At 71.0% G+C, this 16,335-nt stretch carries 20 protein-coding genes and 2 pseudogenes; 11 read left to right on the top strand and 11 right to left on the bottom strand.

Annotated elements, in window-relative coordinates; all coding sequences use genetic code 11:
* Positions 1-3: 3 nt before the first annotated feature.
* From KIS93_RS56730 to KIS93_RS56720, 3 genes are all read left to right on the top strand, one after another.
* Positions 4-333 (top strand): hypothetical protein, encoded by a 330-nt coding sequence (locus KIS93_RS56730; RefSeq protein ID WP_080039380.1) that lies wholly within the window; start codon positions 4-6, stop codon positions 331-333.
* Positions 334-411: 78 nt separating this feature from the next.
* A complete protein-coding gene (locus KIS93_RS56725) occupies positions 412-1,200 on the top strand; it encodes a slipin family protein (protein WP_080046803.1) in 789 nt (262 codons plus the stop codon).
* Positions 1,201-1,331: 131 nt separating this feature from the next.
* Positions 1,332-2,063 (top strand): universal stress protein, encoded by a 732-nt coding sequence (locus KIS93_RS56720; RefSeq protein WP_080039379.1) that lies wholly within the window; start codon positions 1,332-1,334, stop codon positions 2,061-2,063.
* 79 nt (positions 2,064-2,142) lie between these two features.
* On the opposite strand, the gene KIS93_RS56715 is transcribed toward KIS93_RS56720, so the two are convergent.
* The gene (locus tag KIS93_RS56715; RefSeq protein WP_230466240.1) at positions 2,143-3,570 is read right to left on the bottom strand and encodes a nitronate monooxygenase; all 1,428 of its coding nucleotides are present in this window, start codon (positions 3,568-3,570) and stop codon (positions 2,143-2,145) included.
* A gap of 303 nt (positions 3,571-3,873) precedes the next feature.
* Here KIS93_RS56715 and KIS93_RS56710 point away from each other — a divergent pair, with 303 nt between their 5' ends.
* Entirely contained in the window at positions 3,874-5,268 is a 1,395-nt protein-coding gene (locus KIS93_RS56710; RefSeq protein WP_080039378.1) for a wax ester/triacylglycerol synthase domain-containing protein, read from the top strand.
* Positions 5,269-5,608: 340 nt separating this feature from the next.
* Here KIS93_RS56710 and KIS93_RS69415 read toward each other — a convergent pair.
* From KIS93_RS69415 to KIS93_RS56685, 7 genes and pseudogenes are all read right to left on the bottom strand, one after another.
* A pseudogene (locus KIS93_RS69415) lies at positions 5,609-5,764 on the bottom strand (hypothetical protein); the annotation flags it as partial.
* Between the two features lie 72 nt (positions 5,765-5,836).
* On the bottom strand, positions 5,837-6,292 hold the full coding sequence (locus KIS93_RS56705; RefSeq protein ID WP_080039377.1) for a CBS domain-containing protein: 456 nt from the start codon (positions 6,290-6,292) through the stop codon (positions 5,837-5,839).
* Positions 6,265-6,528 (bottom strand): BON domain-containing protein, encoded by a 264-nt coding sequence (locus KIS93_RS56700; protein WP_080039376.1) that lies wholly within the window; start codon positions 6,526-6,528, stop codon positions 6,265-6,267. Before KIS93_RS56700 ends, KIS93_RS56705 begins: the two co-directional genes overlap by 28 nt.
* Positions 6,507-6,644, bottom strand: coding sequence for a CBS domain-containing protein (locus KIS93_RS56695; RefSeq protein ID WP_186405049.1), 138 nt, complete (start codon positions 6,642-6,644; stop codon positions 6,507-6,509). The genes KIS93_RS56700 and KIS93_RS56695 overlap by 22 nt, the downstream gene beginning before the upstream one ends.
* A 28-nt stretch (positions 6,645-6,672) precedes the next feature.
* The gene (locus KIS93_RS66845) at positions 6,673-6,966 is read right to left on the bottom strand and encodes a BON domain-containing protein (protein ID WP_230466239.1); all 294 of its coding nucleotides are present in this window, start codon (positions 6,964-6,966) and stop codon (positions 6,673-6,675) included.
* Entirely contained in the window at positions 6,966-7,160 is a 195-nt protein-coding gene (locus KIS93_RS66840; protein ID WP_230466238.1) for a CBS domain-containing protein, read from the bottom strand. Before KIS93_RS66840 ends, KIS93_RS66845 begins: the two co-directional genes overlap by 1 nt.
* A gap of 133 nt (positions 7,161-7,293) precedes the next feature.
* Positions 7,294-8,337 carry a type 1 periplasmic-binding domain-containing protein gene (locus KIS93_RS56685; protein ID WP_080039374.1) on the bottom strand — a complete coding sequence of 348 codons (1,044 nt, stop codon included), beginning with the start codon at positions 8,335-8,337 and terminating at the stop codon, positions 7,294-7,296.
* A 203-nt stretch (positions 8,338-8,540) separates the two neighbouring features.
* On the opposite strand from KIS93_RS56685, the gene KIS93_RS56680 reads away from it, so the two are divergent.
* Both KIS93_RS56680 and KIS93_RS56675 read left to right on the top strand, forming a co-directional pair.
* A complete protein-coding gene (locus KIS93_RS56680; protein WP_186405048.1) occupies positions 8,541-8,852 on the top strand; it encodes a hypothetical protein in 312 nt (103 codons plus the stop codon).
* A 244-nt stretch (positions 8,853-9,096) separates the two neighbouring features.
* Positions 9,097-9,300, top strand: a complete 204-nt coding sequence (locus tag KIS93_RS56675; RefSeq protein WP_080039373.1) for a hypothetical protein — start codon at positions 9,097-9,099, stop codon at positions 9,298-9,300.
* Here the strand turns inward: KIS93_RS56675 and KIS93_RS56670 are convergent.
* Positions 9,285-9,899, bottom strand: coding sequence for a CBS domain-containing protein (locus KIS93_RS56670; protein WP_246005526.1), 615 nt, complete (start codon positions 9,897-9,899; stop codon positions 9,285-9,287). The two genes, KIS93_RS56675 and KIS93_RS56670, sit on opposite strands and share 16 nt — an antisense overlap.
* A gap of 232 nt (positions 9,900-10,131) precedes the next feature.
* Between KIS93_RS56670 and KIS93_RS66835 the strand changes: the two genes are divergently transcribed.
* Complete coding sequence (locus tag KIS93_RS66835; protein ID WP_230466646.1) at positions 10,132-10,641, top strand: hypothetical protein; 510 nt, start codon at positions 10,132-10,134, stop codon at positions 10,639-10,641.
* A gap of 211 nt (positions 10,642-10,852) precedes the next feature.
* Here KIS93_RS66835 and KIS93_RS68625 read toward each other — a convergent pair whose 3' ends face one another.
* Positions 10,853-10,993 carry a CBS domain-containing protein gene (locus KIS93_RS68625; protein ID WP_329607769.1) on the bottom strand — a complete coding sequence of 47 codons (141 nt, stop codon included), beginning with the start codon at positions 10,991-10,993 and terminating at the stop codon, positions 10,853-10,855.
* A gap of 439 nt (positions 10,994-11,432) precedes the next feature.
* On the bottom strand, positions 11,433-14,021 hold the full coding sequence (locus tag KIS93_RS56660) for a bifunctional acetate--CoA ligase family protein/GNAT family N-acetyltransferase (RefSeq protein WP_186405047.1): 2,589 nt from the start codon (positions 14,019-14,021) through the stop codon (positions 11,433-11,435).
* Positions 14,022-14,222: 201 nt separating this feature from the next.
* Between KIS93_RS56660 and KIS93_RS56655 the strand changes: the two genes are divergently transcribed.
* From KIS93_RS56655 to KIS93_RS66815, 4 genes and pseudogenes are all read left to right on the top strand, one after another.
* Complete coding sequence (locus KIS93_RS56655; protein ID WP_080039371.1) at positions 14,223-14,912, top strand: universal stress protein; 690 nt, start codon at positions 14,223-14,225, stop codon at positions 14,910-14,912.
* Between the two features lie 255 nt (positions 14,913-15,167).
* Positions 15,168-15,443, top strand: coding sequence for a universal stress protein (locus KIS93_RS66825; protein WP_268966968.1), 276 nt, complete (start codon positions 15,168-15,170; stop codon positions 15,441-15,443).
* A gap of 29 nt (positions 15,444-15,472) precedes the next feature.
* Positions 15,473-16,018 (top strand): universal stress protein, encoded by a 546-nt coding sequence (locus KIS93_RS66820; protein WP_268966967.1) that lies wholly within the window; start codon positions 15,473-15,475, stop codon positions 16,016-16,018.
* A gap of 104 nt (positions 16,019-16,122) precedes the next feature.
* Positions 16,123-16,314 (top strand): annotated as a pseudogene (locus tag KIS93_RS66815) (hypothetical protein); the annotation flags it as partial.
* Positions 16,315-16,335 lie beyond the last annotated feature (21 nt).

Here is a 16,335-nt window from a genome sequence, read left to right as displayed (position 1 = left end):
ACCGTGATCGCCGCCGCGGGCGCTGGCGTCGTCGGCTCGTCGGTCGGTTCGTCTGTCGGTGGCTCGGTGATGGGCTGGCTGGTGGTGGGCGTGGGAGTGTCGGGTGACGTCGGGCTCGGCGTCGGGGTTGCGGCGAGGGCCGTGCTCGTGGCCAGTAGGCAGGCCGCGGCACCGGACATCAACGCCGTGACGGTCCGGTACATGATTGCCTCCGAGGGCACCGTCAAGGGTGCCGGTGAACATGTCCTTCCTTCTCACTCAACCGCCGGGTGGGATCCGGGGTCAGGGGCGAAGGTCGCGGCTCGCCCGCCGATCGGCCCGGTCTCGGCCTGAGGTGGGACGTTCGCCTCTGGTCCGTGACCGGCAAAGGGGGCGACGGTGAAAGGGAGTCGAACGAAGGAGGCGATGGTCGTGCCCAATCTCGGTATCGCCATCGTGCGGCAGTACGAGCGCGGCGTGGTGTTCCGGCTCGGCCAGGTACGCGACACGCGTGAGCCAGGACTGCGTTTCATGATCCCGCTGGTGGACCGGATGCGGAAGGTCAGCATGCGCACGGTCACCCTGCCGGTGCCGTCCCAGCAGGTCATCACCCGCGACAACGTGTCCATCGGGGTGGCGGCGGTGGCCTACTTCCGGCGGGTGGACCCGGTGAAGTCGATCGTGGAGATCGAGAACGTGGTCGCCGCGGTCAGCCAGATCGCCCAGACGACGGTCAGGAACGTCGTCGGCCGCTCCCTGCTGGACACCGTGCTCACCGACACCGAAACGCTCAACGAGTCCATCAAGGACATCCTCGACAAGATCACCCAGCAGTGGGGCGTTTACGTGCACCTGGTGGAGCTCAAGGACATCGAGCTGCCCCAGACCATGCAGCGCGCGATGGCCCGGCAGGCCGAGGCCGAGCGGGAGAAGCGCGCGAAGATCATCGCAGCCGAAGGCGAAGCGTTGTCGGCGGGACGGCTGGCCGAGGCGGCCGACGTGATCGCCGCCCACCCGATCGCCCTGCAACTGCGCAACCTCCAGGTGCTGGGTGAGATCGCGGTGGAGCGCAACTCCACGATCGTGTTCCCCGCACAGTTCCTCACCAGCGTGGAGGCGCTGGCCCGCTTCGCCGAGCAGCAGCACGCCGAAGCCGGGCGGCAACCGGCGGAGCCCGCGCAGGCGGAGCTCGCCCCCGCCGCGTCATCCGCGCACAACTGAACGGGCGGGGACCCGGGCCCTGGGCGCGCGGCGGAGGACCCATGGCCGCGGTGCCCGGGACCTCGGCCCCGTGCGTCGGCGGTCTCCTGGCGTGAGGTTCGGGGTGAGGGATTCGAGAGGGGAGGAGCGGGATGACGCTCAACATCGTCGTCGGCGTGGACGGGTCCGCTCCGGCGCGCACGGCCGTGGAGTGGGCCGCGGCCGATGCCCGCCGCCGAGGGCTCGGGCTGCGCATCGTGCACGTGTGCGAGCAGCGGCCCTACGGCGCCGTGGAGTACTGCGCCGGGGCGCTGGCCGCGGCGGCCGACCGGGCGCGCGGACTGGCCCCCGACGTCCCGGTGATCACCGAGTTGCTGCCGGGGAACTCCGTGGATGCCCTGATCGCCGAATCGAGGCCGGCCGACAGCGTGGTGCTCGGCAGTCGCGGGCTGGGCGGGTTCGCCGGGATGGTGGTCGGCTCGGTCGGGCACGCCGCCGGACCGGTCGTCATCGTGCGTGACCCGCCGGGGACCCCGCAGGGCGGGGTGGTCGTCGGTCACGACGGCTCCGAGCATGCCGAGGCCGCGATGGAGTACGCCGTGGAGCAGGCCGGCGCGCGTCGCGTGCCGCTGCGCGTCGTCTTCGCGCGGAGACCATGGCATGCCTCCGCCTTCGTGGACACGGCCCGCGAGGCGGCTCAGCGGGTGGATCCGTGGCGGGCCAAGTGGCCGGACGTCGAGATCATCGACATCGTGCAGGACGGGCATCCGGTGGCCGTCCTTGCCGCGGCCGGCGCCTCGGCCGACCTCGTGGTGGTGGGGTCACGCGGCCTGGGCGGATTCGCCGCTGCCGTGCTCGGCTCGGTCAGCCACGGTGTCACCTGAAGCCCGTCGTCGAGGCCGTGATCGCGACCTCGTGCGCGAGTGGGTGAGGGTGTCGGTTCGCGGACCATTGCCCTGCTCGTCATTGCAGCAGGTAGGCCAGGACGTCGGCGGCGGTGTAGCCGGGGTGGGTCGTGGCCAGGTGGCGGATGGCGGTCAGGTCGGTGCCGCAGGTCACAATGGCTGGCTCGGCGTAGCCGCCGGGGCGCTCCTGGGCGTAGCCGGCGGTGGCCAGCAGGGCGTTGCACAGGCAGCGGCGGCCTTCGGTGTTCTGGACGCGTCCGCCGCGCCGCTGCTGGTAGACCTCGACCGGTTCGGCCGGGCAGCGGTAGCCGATCGAGCCGTCCGGTTTGCGGTACGGCGATCGCAGTACGCCCAGGTCGCACAGGCGGGGCCGGTCGGCGTAGACGTCCTCGCGGGCCACGGTGCCCTCCAGGTCGACGACCTTGAACGGGAATCCGGTCGGTGAGACCCGCGGGTCGGTGCGCACGCGGGCGTCCCCGCGCGCCACGCGTGCCAGCACGGCCTTCTTCAGCAGCGGTGCCATGCCGGACTCGGCGCAGAACGCGAACGCGGTGCCGACCTGGATCCCGGTGGCGCCCCCGGCCAGCGCCGCGGCCAGCCCGTCCGGGCTGCCGTACCCGCCGGCCATCCAGAACGGCAGGCCGACCGCCGCCATCTCCTCCGGGACGACCACATCACGCTCGCCGTAGATCGGCTGTCCGGCAGGGTCCAGGCGGCGCGGGCCGCGCGGCGGCGCGTTGTGCCCGCCCGCCGGCGGCCCCTCCACCACGAAACCGTCGGGCCGGGTCACGGGGTCGGCGGCCAGCGCGGCGGCCAGGTCGACCGAGGCCACGATCGCCTCGAACCGAGGCCGCCGCAGCATCGGCGGCGGCGCCTGCCACAGGTCCGCCGGGTCGAACTCCACGAAGGCGTCGCCGTCGGCGGAGGCCGCTCCCTGCACCCGTACGGGCAGCGCCACCGGACGATGGCCGGCCAGCCGGTCGAGCAGCGCGGGCAGCTCGGCCGGGTTGCCCGCGCCCATCAGGATGTGGTCGGCCCCGGCCAGCAGGGCGCCGTAGCAGGCGAACGGGATCGGCAGCTCGATCTTGCGCAGGTAGTTCACGCCTACCCGCCCGTCATGTCCCTCCTTGGCCAGGTACACCTCGGCGAAGTTGGCCACGACGGTCAGCGCCACCAGCGCGCGGCCCGGCCGCAGCGAGTACCGCGGCACCGGCCGGAACGGGATCCCTGGCGGTTTGCCGCCGGGAATGTAGAAAGTGCGGATGACTTGCCGCGCCATCTCCGGGATGGGGAAGCGCGCCAGTGCGCGGCGCACGTGGCCGCCCGGGTCACCGAGCTGCAGCCGGCGCGCGCACACCAGGTCGATGGCCGTGCCCGAGACCACGCCGAGCTGGCCCAGCCGGGAGACGGCCCGGGCCAGTCGCCAGTCGGAGACGGCCACCCCCATGCCGCCCTGGATGATACGGGGCAGGTGTTCGTCGCTCACGGCACCCCTCCACGGCTGGATGTGCGGTGGACCTTGCGGTGATCGTGTCGTCCTGACCGGCGAGCAGCTCGTCTGCGCCGTGCCTGCTGGTCAGCAGTTCCGCATTGAGGGCGGGCCTTTCGGTGATCACGCGTGCCACCGATCATGATCGGTTCACCTGTAGGCCGGGACGCTTTCATCGTTCTTCCCTCGCGCGGCCAGGGACAGCGGCGAAGGGCCCCGCGTCGAGGGACCAAAGACACTGCCTGGCGCGGCGGCCCTCGGTGATGCTCGGAGGAAAGCCTCGCGAAGGAGCGATGCATCATGATCGAGCGTCTGAGCGCCGGGGACATGATGATGATCTGGGCCCAGGAGCCCGGTTCCCCGATGAACATGAACATCGGCATGGCCGGCGTCGTGGAACGACGCGGCCCGGTGGACATCGAGCGATTGCGTGCACTGGTGAGCGCTCGCCTGCACCGCGGGCCGATGCTGCGCCGCCGCGTCCAGCTCACCCGGTTCTGGCAGGGCCCGCCCCTGTGGGTTGACGACCAGCGGTTCGATCTCGCCCAGCACATCGAACTGGTCGCTCTGCCGCGCGGCGCGGACTTTCTCGACTGGGCGGCGACCCGGATCGCCGAGCCGCTCGACCTCCACCGGGCCCCGTGGCGGCTGCTCTGCGTCACCGGCCTGGACAAGGGCATCGGCCTGGTGCTGGCCCTGCACCACACGCTGGCCGACGGTAAGACCGCCGTGGCTCTGGCCGACGTGCTGCTGAGCGCCACCTCCCAGGAACCGGCGGAGGAGAGCGTGCGGTGGCGCGCGGCTCCGCCTCCATCGACGGGACACCTGGTGAGGGACGCGGCGGTGGCGAAGGCGGCCGCCCTGTGGCAGGCACTCAGGGAAATTCCGAACCTTCTCGCGAAACTCCGCGCGCTGCGCGCCGGCCTTGCGACAACGTACAAGACCATCGGCCCGCGGGTGCCGAGCCTGCCGTTCCCGGTCGTCCGCGACGGCCGCCGCCACCTCGCGACCGCGGCCTGGCCGCTCGTCGAGGTCGAACGAGCCGGACACGCGTTCGACGCGACGGTCAACGACGTCGCCCTGACCCTCACCACGTTCGGGGTACGCCGGCTGCTGACCGCCTCAGGTGAGCCGGTCACCGGCTACGCGTTGCGGGTGTCGGTGCCCGTGGCCGCCGCGCCCGGCTTGCGCAACGCGGGCGGCAGCGCCCCCATGATGATCTCGCTGCCGCTGGACGAGCCCGACCCGAGGCGGGCGCTGGCCCGGGTCACCGCTCAGACACGCGCGGCCAAGGCCGACCGGGCCACCGCCCCCTCGTGGCGGCCACCGATGCTCGTGATGCGCCTCATGATGAGCTGGATACGCCGTCACGGCTCAGAGCGGTTCAACCTGTACGTGACCAACGTGCCGGGCCCGACCACGCCGCTGTGGCTCGACGGCTCACGCCTGGCCGCCGTGTACCCGATCGCGCCCATCACGGCCGGAGTGCCGCTGGCCGTAGCCGTGCTGTCCTACGCAGGCACGCTGGTCATGACCGTCAACGCCGCACCCGAGCTGGCGTGTCTGCCGTCCTTCGCCGCCGGCGCCCGCGAGGCCATGACAGCCCTCACCCGTCTGGCACTCCCCGGCGGGCAGGACCGCCTTCTCCAGGGGCCGGACTTCGTGCCCGCGGGGGAGTGGCGCAGACCCGCGTAGGCGTCACGCGCGGTGATCTCGCCGATTCGCACCCGATGAACGGTACGGCAGATCAGCAGCTCCAATCCGTGCCGATCGCCCAGCCCCACCGCCACCGAGGTGGTGCGCACGCCCTCCGCCGTCATGATCATGTCGGCGAGCGCGTCGCCGAGCTCGCAGCCGGTCACGTCGCCGTTGGGGGTAGCCGCGCTGCAGGATCTCCTGCAGCATGGTGGCGACGGTTTCGTTCCCGGTCGCGATGACCGTGGCCGCGGCCTTGCCCGCGAGGATCTCCCTGGCAGGTTGGGCCCGGTCAGCGCCGCCGCCGGCTGGCCGGGCAGCCCCTGCTCGATGATGTGGGTCATGCGCGGGTCGGTTGCTTCCTCCAACCCTTGGCCAGGCCGGCGACCGGGATCCAGGGCGAGGCGTGCCCCCGCGCGCGTTCGAGCACGCGGCGGAAGGCGTGCGAGGGCACACCGATGATCAGACTCCGAGCCCTGGCCGCGGCGGCCTCGAGGTCGTCGGTCGCCGAGCGTCGAGGTCAGAGTGAAGGTGGTACCCCAAGAACCGGCGCCGAGCACGGTAATCCTCATGCCTTCACCCACCGATGCTCCGCCCCACATGGACAGGTCGGCGATGTCGTCGTGCTTCTAGCCGAGCTCGTGGTAGACGCTGACGACGCTGGCGGTCCATGAGCCGGGCGGCGGTCACGACGGGCGCGTCCGGGTCGATGACGCGGGCCGGGGAGGTCATCAGCGCGCCGGCGCTCTCGCCGAGGAAACTTGCGGTAGCCGCTGCCGGCGGTGCGACGGACGCGGGCGCGCAGCGGGGGACGGTAGTCGTCGCCGTAGTAGTGCTCCTTGAACTCCTCCTTGGCCAGCAGATCGGCTTCGGAGACGACGCCGACGACGTGATTGTCGTCGTCCAGGACCGGTACGCCGCTGACGCCCTTGTCAATGAGCAGCTCGGCGACGATGTGGAAGGAGGCGTTCTGGTTGACGGCGGTGACGTCGGTGGTCATGACGTCTGCGACGATGCTGGGCATGGTGCTCTCCTGAGGTGCTTGACCCGGACGATGCCGGGCACGGTACGGGCGAGCACATCCGCGATCTTGTTGGCGTGCTCGTGCGGCGGCCCGCTCAACTCGGCGATACCGTCGCGGACGGTGACATCCCAGCTCGGGCCGAAGGGATGGTGCGTCCGCAGCGCGTCGATGACGGCCTTGCACAGGTCCTCGTCGATGCGGGCCAGCATTGCCATCAGGTCGCCGCGGCTGACCATGCCGACGATCCGCTCGCGCTGACCGCGGGCAGGCTCCTGATCCTCTTGCCCACCATGAGGTCGATGGCGACGGAGACGTCGGTGGTCTCCGTGACGGTGACCGCCTCGTGGGTCATGAGCTCCATGACTCGCCGGGACGGCGGCTCATGGGACGTTGATACGGGGACAGGCTGTGGCGCGGGGGTCTGGCTCGAACTCCCGCGCAGCAGGTCCGGTCATGCGGACGGCGATGGCGGCTTCGGTGCGGCGCTCCATCCAGCCGGACAGCGTCACGACGCCGTGCTCCACGCTCATCTGCACGCCGTCGGTGTTCACCCACAGTGCGCGGTCGAGAATGTCATCGCGTATCTCGGCGGCGATCTCCTCATCGCACCGGAGGAACAGCTTGACCAGATCGCGGCGGCTGACGATGCCCTGCAGACGGCCGTCACCATCCACTACAGCTCTCTGAACTCCTCCTTGCGCAGCAGGTCGGCCTCCGAGACCATGCCGATCACATGCTGGTCGTCGTCCAGCACCGGGACGGCGCTGATGCCGCCGGTGATGAGCGCCTCGGCGATGTCCTTGAACGGGGTGGCGGCGGTGACGGAGACGACCTTGGTCGTCATCACGTTCGCGACGGTCCTACGCATGCTGACCTCCTCCGTGGTCGCCCTCATCGCACCTCCCGCACGCCATCTGGGAGCAGGGCCGGAAGTCCCCAGGCGGGACGGTCGTTGGCCGACCCGCCCAGGTGAGACCGGACCCGTTGCCGTAGCGAGTGCCTCACCGCCAGGTCGGAGCCGTGACGGCGACCGGCTCCACGAGAAACCTGGTGGCTGAGGTGCGGTTCTCGTACAGCTCGCGGACGACCTGCCCCGCGGTACGTCCCTGTGCTGCCGGACGCGTGTCGATGGTGGCGATCGCCAATGCGGTGGCCGAGGCGAGGAGACGCCCGTCATTGCGCAGGATGCCGTCGTAGCCGATCAGCTCGACCGCGTCCCGGATACCGTCGGTCGCGAGCACTTTCTGGCTCAGCTCGGACAGCAGCCAGTCCGTCCCCGCGAAGACGATGAGCTGCTCCGATCGCAGCTGCCGCAGCCGCTCCACCACCGTTGGCACCACCTTTTCCGGATCCCAGGACGTCAGCTCGAAGACGGTGGTACGGGTGAGGCAGCCCTGGCGCGCCAGTTCGTACAACAACCAGCTGGTCCGGGTCGAGCCCGGTTTCGACCAGTCGGGGCCCATACAGACGAACGCGCGCGCTGATGGGCGATGCGCCAGCCTCTCCGCGATGACTCGTCCAGCCGCCCGTCCGCCTGCCGGAAAATCGGAGGCCACGAAGATGGGGACGGGCACGTGCCGGTCGGCGAAGAAGTCCTGCGGCGGCTCCACGTCGATCACGATGATGGCCACGCCCCTCTGGGCGAGAGCGACGAGGCCTTCCCAGATAGCCCCGTCATCACGGCACGGCAGGATGATCAAAGCATCCGCGGAACGGACATCGGTGAGGCCGAGACACTCACGCTGCCAGCGCACCAGGTCTCGCTTCTCCCGCGAGGGCAGCAAGATCGTCAGCGTGTGTGGGAAAGACCCACTCAGTTCCGCACGCAGGCCGTCGACGATGTTGGTCCCGAAGAGACTGTCCTCCATCCCGATGTAAACCACCTTCTTGCGAGGCAACTCGCGCTGTCGCAGCTCGGCGACGACAAGGGTGATGGCTCCGAACGCCAGGCCCGCGAAGGCGAGCGACGTGTCCATGCTCAGCCCCGCAAGCAGCAAGCCAACCGTCACCACGGCGGTCCCGCCCACGGCATAGAGCAGCATCATGAGCAACGTGATCCTGCCGCGGCGAAGTCTTGTCCGTGGTTGGGCCGACATGCCTCTCACCGGTATCGGGGCGCCGAAACGTACGACCTCTCCAGGTTCCTACAGCCGGTCCGTTCGCGGGAGAGACATGTGCCGACAACGGCCACCTCCTCGTCGTACGGACGTGTCATGATCGGCGCGCTGGAACGAGGGATGGCGGCGTCATGAGGTGGCTGGCGCGAGGCGAAGAGCACGTCCCTCGCTGGAACGGATGGTTGTCGGCGAGGGAGGCGTACCTGGCGGGCCGGCCACTGTCGGTCGGCATCTCCCTCACCGACGGTGCCGGATGGGCGGTGAACCTGCTCGGCCTGGAGCCCGCCGCGGTCGGCTGCGACCTGGAGCTGGTGGAGCCGCGCAGCACCGCATGTGCCGCCACTCAGATGCCTGGAGGACCCGCCCGCGCCGGCCCACGCGAGCCCGGCACACCGCCGGCTCGCCCGTCCTGCCGCCCCGGCGGAGTCGTGAGCCGTGCGTAGCGTGGCGTTCTTCGCTCTGGTCCTCCTGCTCACCGTCCCGTTCCAGGCCCTCGGAACGGGACGTCGGGACCCAGATCCTGCCCGGCCTGCCACTGGCCGCGCTCGCGGCGGCCTGTCCGGTCACCGCCGCGATGATCCTCGAGCACCGGCGCGGCGGCCGTGTCCTTCGTGCGCGCCTTGTACGAGGAGTTCGGCTGGTCCTCCTACGCCGTCGATCCCGCTGGGAGCAGCGCTCATCGCGGGCGTGGTGTGGGCCATCCGGCACTGGCCCGCCCTGCTCCAGGCGCACTGCGCCACGTCGTGGATCGCCTGGTGGTCACTGGCCACCGTGGCGGCGCGGGTCATCATGGCCGCGGTCGCCGTCGTCATCGCGGTCGCCCGGGAGCCGGGCAGGGCATGCCCGGACGGCCCGGCCGCAGGAGTCCGGACACCTCAGGTGAGAGAGTGACGCACGGCCACGACGCCGTCCACTCCCTGCGCCAGTCGCAGGGCGGTGTCGGGCTGGCTGGGCTCGGGAAAGGCGCCGGAGATGGTGACGAGGCCCTCGGCGACGGTGACACTCAGCCCGAGGGCGTCGGCGCGGATGGCGTTCTTGACCTGTCTCAGGAGGTCGTCGTCGCTGCGGAGGAAGACCTTGACGAGGTCGTGGCGGCTGATGATACCGATGAGGCGGCCGTCGGCGTCGATGACGGGCAGGCGTTTGACGCCATGACGATCCATCTGCCGGGCGGCGGTCACGATGGACGCCATGGGGGCGATGGTGCGGGCAGGCGCGGTCATGAGATCCCCGGCCGTTTCACCGGCGGGTTCGTGGCGGCCGACGCCGGCGACGTGGCGGATGCGCGCACGGAGCGGAGGCCGGTAGGCGTCGCCGTAGTACCGCTGCTTGAACTCCGCCTTGGTGAGGAGATCGGCTTCGGAGACGACGCCCAGGACATGGTCGTCGTCGTCGACGACGGGCACACCGGCAACGCCCGCGCTCATGAGAAGCTCGGCCACGGCGTGGAAGGAAGCTTCGCGATGGACGGCTGCGACGTCGGTGGTCATCAGGTCCTGAACGGTGATCTTCATCGTCGTCCCCTGCCTCGTTACCCCCATCACACCTTGCGAGGTTCGACGGACACAGGGCCGAAAGTCCCGACGATCCCGATCGCAGGGCCCGTACTCGGGTCGGATCGTCCGGGAACGTCCTGAGGCCTATCGCGGGGAGTGAGGGCCAAAGACCCTTTCCGCTGCCGGAGAGCGGCCGGACCATGAAGTCGGAAGTAGGGGGCGAGCCATGAGCAGGTCCGGTCCAGTGATGCGCCCGCAGCCCTCCACAGAGGGGCTACGGCAACTGATCGACGCCATCTCCGCCTGTCATTCTCGGCGGCTGTTCGAGCAGATCGTCACCGTCGCGGCGGAGATCTGCGGCACCGGCTACGCCGGTCTGGTCGAGGCGGGAGCACCACCCCAGTTCGCCCAGCTGATCCAGATGACGATGCCGCCCGGAGATCCGCTGCGGGTCCGGCGATGGCTGGGTTCCGGCAACGTGCTCCTCGCGTTGGCCGGGCAGTCCGAACCCATCCATGTCGACATGGGTCGATTCCGCCTGCTGAGCGTGCCCGTCCCGCTGAACACGCGCAGCCATGCCGCCATTTGGGTGGCAGGCTCGGACCTCGATGAGCACGCCGAGGAGTACCTCATCCGCTTCGCCACAGCAGCCGGTCGCGTCCTGGAGGCCCACCGCGACCTGGAAGAGGCCGGACGGATGTTACGTGCAGTACAGGCGTTCTCCCTCGCCGGCTGAACCGGCATGCGCTCGATCCAGGCTCCGCCCAGCGCGGGTGCGTCGTCCTGCCTCCAGGCCAGCTCGTTCACGACGTACGCCACGCCGTTGATCCGGCGCGTCATGCGCACCGCGATCTCGGCCTCGGTGCGGCACTCCATGCGGCCGGACAACGTCACGATGCCCTGACGGACCTCGATCGTCGCGGTCGACGACCGCGAGCTGCTTGACGTCATGGGCCTTCCATCAGGCGAGCGGCCTGGACAGTGGCCGTCTTGGCGGAGACACTGATGGCGGGGCTGGTCATCAGCTCGGCCTCGGACACCGTGCCGAGCACGTGGTCGCCGTCGTCCGTAACCGGGGCGGCGCTGATACCGCCGACGATGAGCGCTTCGGCGACGTCCTTGAACGGGCGGTGGCGGTGACGGAGACGACCTTCGTCATCATCGCATCCGCGACGGTCATGCGCGTCGCAAATCCCTCCCTTCCTGTCGCCTCCATCGCACTCCGCGAGCGCCGCGCTTCATGGAGTCGGGAGTCCCTGCCGGTTCCTCATCGCGTGGCGGCGGTCAATAGGCAAGGACGTGCCCGGACGGTGTTCGCAGATCCTGGTCCGGCTGAGGTCGAGCCGGTCGCGGGCGCAGGGTTATGCGAGTGGTGCGCATCTTGATCAGCTCCTCCTGGACGGTTCCTGTCACTGTCTCGTGCGGTGGACAGCAAGGGCAGGTGCGGCTGGTCAGGACACCATTCATCCCAGCGGCGGGTTCGCAGCCAGGGACGAAAGCCTTCCCGCGCTCCCGAGCCCGGCCCGCTCAGCGCAGGCGGCGGAGCAGTGGCGAGGGGCGAGGTTCGCAGGGCACGACCCGGATGCGGGCATCCACCGTGGTGGCACCGCCGGGGGTGACCATGACCGGATTGAGGTCCAGCTCGGCCACCTGGGGGAGGTCTTCGAGCAACCGGCCGATGCGTACGAGCAGGCCGGCCAGCGCGTCGATGGCGGCGGGCGGCGAACCACGGTAGCCGTGCAGGAGCGGGGCACAGCGCATCTCGTCGATCATGGCGGCGGCATCGGCGATCGGCGGCACACGGAAGACCCGGTCGGCCAGCAGGTCGGCCGTCACCCCGCCCATGCCGACCATGACCAGCGGCCCGAACGCCGGATAGTTGACCCCGCCGGCGATGATCTCGACGCCGCCCGCCAGCATGGGCTGGACGATGGCGCCGGACATGTCCTCGCCGATGCGCCCCGACATCTCCCGGTAGGCCCGCCGCACCTCTTCCTCGGTACGCAGGCCGAGCCGGACCCCGCCGACGTCGCTCTTGTGCACCGGCCCGACGGCCTTGAGCACCACGGGCAGCCCCACCTTGCGGGCCGCCTGTACGGCGGCCCGGGGACCGCCCACCTGGATGGACTCCACGAGCGGCACGCCGTAGCAGCCCAGGAGCCGAGCGGTGGTCGCGGGGGAGAGCCAGTTCCCGTCGGGATGTGCCGCCAGCTCGGCCCGCACGATCTCCCGTGCCGTCCTGTCATCCACGGCAGGCAGAACAAGGGGCGGAACCGGGCGCCTGCGCCCTTCGGCGTAGCCCACGACGTGCGCGAGCGCCTCGACGGCCTGCTCGGGGAAGGCATAGGCGGGGATACGCCCGCCGATCAGGCCGTCGTGGCCGACGACGCAGGCCAGCACCGTCTTGTCCGCCCCCATGGCGGCCTCGGCGATGGCCTGACGGGTTTCCTCGAGACCCGATCCGAACGGCGGCGTGTAAACGGCCAGGATCACGTCCACATGAGGCGAGGCGATGAGCGCCTTCAGCGCGGCGCCGATCTCAGCCGCGCTCGCGTCGGCGGTCAGATCGACCGGGTTGGTCATCGCGGCGCCCGGCCGGGCCGCCGGCAGACCGGGCGGCAGCTCGGGAACCGTCAGCCCGCGACACTCACAGGCATCAGCGGCCATCGCCTCAGGCCCGCCCGAGTTCCCCCCGATGGCGACCCGCCGCCCTCGGGGAAGAGGCTGGGACGCGAGCAGCCTGGCCGTGTCGATCAGATCGTGGACGCTGTCGAGCCGGATCACCCCGGCCGCGCGGACCAGCGCGTCCACCGCGACGTCCGGAGTGGCCGCGGCGGCGGTGTGCGAGCGCACCGCACGGTCACCGGCGTCGCTGCGCCCGCTCTTGACCAGCAGCACCGGCTTGCGCGCGGTCACCCGGCGAGCGATTCGGGCGAACTTGCGCGGATTCCCGAACGACTCCAGATACAGCGCGATCACATCGGTGCCGTCGTCGTCCTCCCAGTACTCGAGCAGGTCGTTGCCACTGACATCGGCCTTGTTGCCGACGGAGACGAACGCGGAGACCTCCAGGCGGTCCAGCAGCGCCGCGCCGACCGCGCCCGACTGCGACATCAGCGCGATGCGGCCCCGGACCGGCGGGTGCGGCAGGAAACTGGCGTTCAGCCGGACCGCGGTGTTGACCACCCCCAGGCAGTTCGGGCCGATGAGGCGCATCCCGGCCGAGCGGCAGACCTGCAGCAACTCCGCCTCCGCACCATGCTGCCCGGCCTCGGCGAAGCCGGAGGAGAGCACCACCAGCCCGGCCACGCCGGCCTTGGCGCAGTCCCGGGCGACCTCGAGCACGTGTGCGGCGGGGACCGCTACCACGGCCAGATCGACGCCGGCCGGCACTCCAGGGCGGCAGGTCAGTCCGGCCACCTCGGTGGCGTTCGGGTTGACGGGGTGGACCGGCCCGGCGAAGCCGCCGTCGAGGAGGTTGCGCAGCACCTTGTGCCCGACCGCGCGCTCGTCGCGCGAAGCCCCGATCACCGCCACCGAACGCGGTGCGAGCACCCGCGCCAGCGACGCCCGCTCCGCCTCATGGTCGCGGGCCTCGATACCCTCCCGCAGCCCGGCCGTCGGCTCGGCGGTGATGGCGACGTGCAGCGTGCCGTCTTCGAAGCGCTGCCCCACCGGAAGGCCCAGATCGTGCAGCACCCGGATCATCGGCCGGTTCTCGGCCAGCACCTCGGCCACCAGTTCCCGTACGCCGTGCCCGGCCGCGTCCAGCGCGACGTGCTCCAGCAGCAGCGTGCCGAGCCCGTGGCCGTGGACCGCGTCGTCGATGAGAATCGCCAGGTCGGCACGATCGTCGTCCATGGGGATGTACTCGGCCACCGCCACCAGCCGCTCGTGCATGACGGCGACCAAGGCGTGGCCCCTGTACTTGTCGCTCGTGACGCGGTCCATGTACGCGTGCGCCGTGTTCCGGCCGCCGGTGAAGAAGCGCAGGTAGGCCGAGCGCTCCGACGAGCGGTCCACCAGCTCGTGCAGCGCCGCGCGGTCGCCGGGCCGCAGCGGGCGCACATGAGCGATGCCGCCGTCACGCAGCAGGACGTCGTATCCCTCGGCCATGGCGAGTCTCCCGTCCCTCAAAGGTGCTCCCCACCTCTGAGGCTGCCCGAGCGACGCTCGGCCAGGCAGAGCCGTACGGCCCCGGCGTGCGGGCCCAAGGTCCCTGCCGGCCGGGCCCGCACGGCGCGAGTCTGAAGACAGCAAGCGCGGCACGGCATCGGCCCGGGCCCGCTCGCCCGCCACAGGTCAGGAGGCGACGCCATGCACCACATCGTGCTCGGCTACGACGGCTCGGACTTCTCCATGCAGGCCCTGGACTGGGCGCTCGACGAGGCCGAGCTCAGAAAGCTGCCCCTGATCGTCGCGCACGCGTGGCAATGGCCGTACGGCAAAGCGGACGAGGAGACCAAGGCCCACCTGCGCAAGGCGGCCGAGCACGTGCTGTGGCACGGCGCCGACTGCGCCCGGCAGACCAGCTCCGGCGTGCAGGTCGACACCGACCTGTACGAAGGTCCTGCCGCCGAACACCTTGTCGGGCTCTCCGGCGGTGCCGCGCTCGTCGTGGTCGGCTCCCGGGGGCTCAGCGCGTTGCCGAGAGCGGTCGTGGGCTCCGTGGCCGGCTACGTCGCCGCCCACGCCCAAAGCCCCGTGATCGTCGTACGCGGACCAGGACCGCTGCCCGCCGCGACAGCACGAGGATCCATCGTCGTGGCCGAGACGAACCCGGACGAGACCGTCCTGGAATTCGCGTTCGGCGAGGCCGAGCTGCGTCAGCTGCCGCTCGCGGCCACGGTGGACCTCACCGAATACAGCAGACGCCACCCGGGAGCACGGCTCCGGCGAAGCGCCGACCATGCGCCGGCGACACTCATGGTTGTCGGACGCAAGCACCCCGAGCATCTCCTCCGGCACGCGCCGTGCCCCGTCGCGGTGGCAGGCCCCGCCGGCTGATCTCCTGGGCCGTCTCGACGGCGCTCGCCGGCACTCCACCACGCACAGGCCGCAGCCCTTGCAGACGCCGAGGCCGATCTCGTCCCGCGGCTCTGGCCCGAGCTTGATCAACGGAATCGCAGGACGGCGCACCTCGCGCCGCGGACATCACTCGGTGATCCTGGCCCGCTCGGGACGAAAAAGCGAGGACGGGACCTTCGGCCCTGGCCACTTCCGCACCTCTGCGTTGCGATGGGAGAAGAGGAGGCGACCGCGATGATCATCGCTGGAGTGGACGGCTCACGGGCCGGGCTGGAGGCGTGCGCCTGGGCAGCCAGGGAAGCGGTGCTGCGTGGCACGCCGCTGACGGTGATGCATGCGCTGCCGCGCTGGTGCGTCGACACCGCCGACGGCCGTTACGCCGATGTGGCCGGGTGGATGCGGCGAGGAGGGCTGGACCTGCTCGCCGTCGCGGAGGACAGGGCGCACCGCGAGCGCCCGGGCCTCAAGGTGGAGACAGTGCTCGCGGCCGGAGATCCGCGTACGCGCTGACCAGGGCCGCGCAGGACGCCGAGCTGCTGGTGATCGGCAGCCACGGCGTCGGTGGCGTGCGCGGGCTGCTCGTCGGGTCGGTGGCGTTCGGCGTGGCCGGGCACGCGCCGTGCGACGTGGCCGTGGTGCACGAGTTGCCGTCGTTGCCCCGCGGCGAGATCGTGGCCGGCGTGGACGGCTCACCGCAGGCGCACCGGGTGCTGGAGTCCGCCTTCGCCGAAGCCGAGCTGCGTGGTGCGATCCTGCGCGCGGTGCTGGCCTGGGCCTGGCCGCACGCCGGCGGATTCGACCCTGCCGGTCCCGAGGCCGAACGCGACCAATCGCTCATCCTGAAGGAGGCACTCGCCGGGCATCGCGAGCGTCACCCGGACGTGCCCGTCGTCGCGGACGTCGTGCACGGGCACCCGGTCGCGGTGCTGCGTGAAGCCGCCTCGGGAGCGGACCTGCTGGTGGTGGGCTCGCACGGGCACGGCACGTTCGCCGGAATGATCCTCGGCTCGGTCAGCCAGGCGCTGCTGCACCAGTCTCCGTGCCCGCTGGTCGTGGTACGCAGGCAAGCACGTACCGAAAGCTGAGCCGGCGCAGCGCCGCACATCACAACGGGCCGATGCCCATGCTCGATGCCATCGTGAACGGCTAGGACAGGCGATCCGGCACTCGGCGATGTCACCTCACGCGCATGGAGGCCAGGCTGCCGGCGAGGCCGGCCGGCACGCGTGAGGCCGTCGCCCGTCCCGTTTCGGCCAGGTGGATCTGGACGGACCACGATGCGCGGCTGGGGGAAGAGGTCACGGCGTACGTGTCACTCAAGCCCGCAAGGCGCGCCACGGAGGCGGAGCTGATCGCCTACTGCAAGGACCGCCTGGCCGCCTGCACATACCCCCGCCACGTG

Source organism: [Actinomadura] parvosata subsp. kistnae, from assembly GCF_900323885.1.
Taxonomy (GTDB): Bacteria; Actinomycetota; Actinomycetes; order Streptosporangiales; family Streptosporangiaceae; genus Nonomuraea; species Nonomuraea composti.
Note: the sequence above shows the minus strand (reverse complement) of the source record. Positions and strands in the feature narration are given on the sequence as shown.

What these genes read in the sequence shown, in the direction of transcription:
- KIS93_RS56720 (WP_080039379.1), top strand. Translation starts at nt 1,332, where the DNA reads ATGACGCTCAACATCGTCGTCGGCGTGGACGGGTCCGCTCCGGCGCGC.
- KIS93_RS56710 (WP_080039378.1), top strand. Translation starts at nt 3,874, where the DNA reads ATGATCGAGCGTCTGAGCGCCGGGGACATGATGATGATCTGGGCCCAG.
- KIS93_RS56705 (WP_080039377.1), bottom strand. Translation starts at nt 6,292, where the DNA reads ATGCCCAGCATCGTCGCAGACGTCATGACCACCGACGTCACCGCCGTC.
- KIS93_RS56700 (WP_080039376.1), bottom strand. Translation starts at nt 6,528, where the DNA reads ATGGTCAGCCGCGGCGACCTGATGGCAATGCTGGCCCGCATCGACGAG.
- KIS93_RS56695 (WP_186405049.1), bottom strand. Translation starts at nt 6,644, where the DNA reads ATGACCCACGAGGCGGTCACCGTCACGGAGACCACCGACGTCTCCGTC.
- KIS93_RS66840 (WP_230466238.1), bottom strand. Translation starts at nt 7,160, where the DNA reads ATGCGTAGGACCGTCGCGAACGTGATGACGACCAAGGTCGTCTCCGTC.
- KIS93_RS56685 (WP_080039374.1), bottom strand. Translation starts at nt 8,337, where the DNA reads ATGATGCTGCTCTATGCCGTGGGCGGGACCGCCGTGGTGACGGTTGGC.
- KIS93_RS56680 (WP_186405048.1), top strand. Translation starts at nt 8,541, where the DNA reads ATGAGGTGGCTGGCGCGAGGCGAAGAGCACGTCCCTCGCTGGAACGGA.
- KIS93_RS56670 (WP_246005526.1), bottom strand. Translation starts at nt 9,899, where the DNA reads ATGACCACCGACGTCGCAGCCGTCCATCGCGAAGCTTCCTTCCACGCC.
- KIS93_RS66835 (WP_230466646.1), top strand. Translation starts at nt 10,132, where the DNA reads ATGAGCAGGTCCGGTCCAGTGATGCGCCCGCAGCCCTCCACAGAGGGG.
- KIS93_RS56660 (WP_186405047.1), bottom strand. Translation starts at nt 14,021, where the DNA reads ATGGCCGAGGGATACGACGTCCTGCTGCGTGACGGCGGCATCGCTCAT.
- KIS93_RS56655 (WP_080039371.1), top strand. Translation starts at nt 14,223, where the DNA reads ATGCACCACATCGTGCTCGGCTACGACGGCTCGGACTTCTCCATGCAG.
- KIS93_RS66825 (WP_268966968.1), top strand. Translation starts at nt 15,168, where the DNA reads ATGATCATCGCTGGAGTGGACGGCTCACGGGCCGGGCTGGAGGCGTGC.